The organism is Arsenophonus sp. ENCA, from assembly GCF_002287155.1.
GTDB lineage: Bacteria > Pseudomonadota > Gammaproteobacteria > Enterobacterales > Enterobacteriaceae > Arsenophonus > Arsenophonus nilaparvatae.
This window is the reverse complement of the sequence record NZ_NHNG01000015.1, coordinates 1-2,662: the sequence shown is the minus strand read 5'-3', so window position 1 is coordinate 2,662 and position 2,662 is coordinate 1. Positions and strand designations below refer to the sequence as shown.

The window sequence follows — 2,662 nt, the reverse complement described above, 5'->3', positions numbered from 1 at the left end:
TACAGGTTTCGATCTTGACCAGCGGGTCACCCAACTTGTCGATCGTCTGTTGGTGATACTGGTTTGCAAAGAGGTCATTCTTAATGGCGCTGCGTTTCTTCATGGTGGTTAGCTCAGTAGACCAGCTTCCGATAACTTTATCAGCAAAATCAAACTCGGCTTAGGTTTTTCGAGGTGCCCATTATTAAATAAAAGATTCTTAAACTTAATCACAGAATACTTTTTTACTGTTAAAATTAAAAATCACTGCGTATTAGGTAAATTGTCGTTGATTGTGTTTGTAGGAATACAATTATCAGAATTGTCAAAACGTATAAAACATTTAGTGCTTGATTTTCTATTTGTATCTTTAGTTATATTGCCATTTTCAGCTAATGATAAATAACTAAAGGATAAAAAAAACGTAACAATAATAATTTTGTACAATGATTGCATAATTTACGCTCCATATATAAATAAAATTTATTAACTAATAATACCCAACTTAATATGGTAACTCAATAGCATTAGTGTAAAGGCAATAAAATTCTATCAAGATGTAAGTATTGTATTTTTTATATAACTTTTTACACTACCAGCGTGAGAGACTATTTGGTAGTTAACCAATAAAAATTTTCTTAATACTAAATATAAAATAAAGGATAAATTTCATATTATTCGGCATCCACTTTTCCTGTCGTAAAAGAGGATGCGCTAAAATGAAAGTGCTAGCGGGAATGGTTGGATGCAAAAGTTTCATTAGCCACAGCTGCTAGCTGTGGCTGTTCGGATGATAAGAAAGAAATTGTCAAAGTTGTTTAATCGTGGATGCTTCTTCTTTTCGGGGGAGTTTGTAAGTAAAAAACGTAGCTAAAAGCAACCAGCATAACCCGCAAAATAAATTTAGCAAATTAAAGGCACCTTCATCTCTCCATAGATAAACTATTTTGGCAAGCTCTATGCCTAAAATAAATATTACCATGTTAATGATGCCCATAGCGGCAGAAACAGTGCCTTTGCTGACATCACTGGAAAATAAAGTTAATCGGATTAAACAGGCGTTCGTCATTCCAAGCCCGAATGCGTATACAGTTAGACCCGCCGTTATCCATAGGTAAGCGCCTGATGAGGAAAATATTGAACTGGCAGCTATTATCAGACCAATGATTATCGGCTTACCACCAAATTTAATTAACTGAACTAAAGTTTTTTTTCCAGTTAGACGGCTTAATGTTAGGTTACCAATAATTAATCCACCGAAAACTGGTATTTGTAATAATCCATAGATCAGCATTGAGAGCTGTTCTCCACTTATGATAATAACAGGGGAGAGTGCTATCCAAGCTAGTAGTGGTACGGCGGCAAATCCTATCGCAAGTGCGCCGCTGATAAAATGCTGATTCTTCAGTACCTGTTTATAATCACGCCATAAATGGGGAAAAGATAATGTTTCCCCTTTTTGCGTTACGGTTTCTGGCATGAAGAAAAATAAGCCGACGAATGCGATCAAAGCTAAAATAGCAAAAATAATAAATATGCCTTGCCAGGGAAGGATATTGATTAAAGTAGCGCCGGCCAATGGTCCCAGTAATGGTGCTATTAAAGCCACATTGGCCATTAGTGCAATAATTTTGACGCAGACGGTTTCGTTGAAAGCCTCTTGAATAGTTGCATAGCCGACTGAACCGATAAAGCACAGCCCAATGCCTTGTAAGAATCGCATGGCAATGAATTGCTCAATATTCGAAACGAGCAAAATGGCTAAACAGCTAATAATAAAAAACAAGACGCCAATGAGCATAATTGGACGTCGACCACGTCTGTCTGATAATGGGCCAAATAACCATTCTAAGAAGACGCCCCCGGCCAGAAATGCTGTCATGGAGGTGGGGATCCATTTTACGCCAGCATTGAAATTTGCTACCACTTCTAACATGGCGGGTTGGATCATATCGTTAGCGATGTACACGCTAAATTCAAATAACGTTAAACTTAACGGAAAGAATATACGTTCTGACTTTGACAAAGAGGATGTGCGCATGAGTTTATTCTTATTAAAATAGGTAACTGTATGGCTCGCTTTGAGTATTGATATAATAGTCAATAACGGACAGGTGTGATTTTATTTCAATTAGTATAACAAAATCCAGTTTCTTTTATCGCACAGTAGATTAAGGTAAGCATGGAATTTTAGTGCTCTTATTACACTATATCAGATATTTTGTAGTCGAAATTTTTTAGCGATAGCGACCCATTTTAGGATTTGGCTGTTATTTTCTATAATATTATGTGCATTATCAAGGAGCAGGTCGATTATATAAAAATGATGGTCGCCATCTTTGTCGATAAAATAAGAATAAATAATAAATGCATCACTGGTACTGTTCCACTGTGGCCCATTCCCAGTCGAAACGCAACAAACCCATAAAACGTTATGCAGCCATTAGATGAGCTAAAAATACTTCATTTGGAGAAAAATAGCCCAACGATTTTCGTCCCCGAGTATTAAGTATGTGCTCAAGTTCTGCAATCTCGTTGTCCGTGACTGAGTTGAAATCCGTTCCTTTTGGGTAAAAACGGCGGATAAGTCCGTTACTGTGTTCATTTAAACCACGCTCCCATGAGTGATAAGGCCTGGCAAAGAAGACATTAGCACCGGTGATCTCAGTTATCTGTTTATGCA

Annotated in this window: 3 protein-coding genes; all 3 read right to left on the bottom strand. The window is 37.0% G+C overall.

What is annotated here, in order from left to right:
• Positions 1 to 787 precede the first annotated feature (787 nt).
• Entirely contained in the window at positions 788 to 2,020 is a 1,233-nt protein-coding gene (locus tag CBG25_RS00480) for an MFS transporter (RefSeq protein ID WP_290603703.1), read from the bottom strand.
• 171 nt (positions 2,021 to 2,191) lie between these two features.
• Positions 2,192 to 2,419 carry a type II toxin-antitoxin system YafO family toxin gene (locus tag CBG25_RS00475; protein ID WP_290603701.1) on the bottom strand — a complete coding sequence of 76 codons (228 nt, stop codon included), beginning with the start codon at positions 2,417 to 2,419 and terminating at the stop codon, positions 2,192 to 2,194.
• Positions 2,412 to 2,662: IS30 family transposase (locus CBG25_RS00470; protein ID WP_290603699.1), on the bottom strand; the 251-nt coding region annotated here is incomplete at its 5' end. The genes CBG25_RS00475 and CBG25_RS00470, both read right to left, overlap by 8 nt.

What these genes read in the sequence shown, in the direction of transcription:
- CBG25_RS00480 (WP_290603703.1), bottom strand. Translation starts at nt 2,020, where the DNA reads ATGCGCACATCCTCTTTGTCAAAGTCAGAACGTATATTCTTTCCGTTA.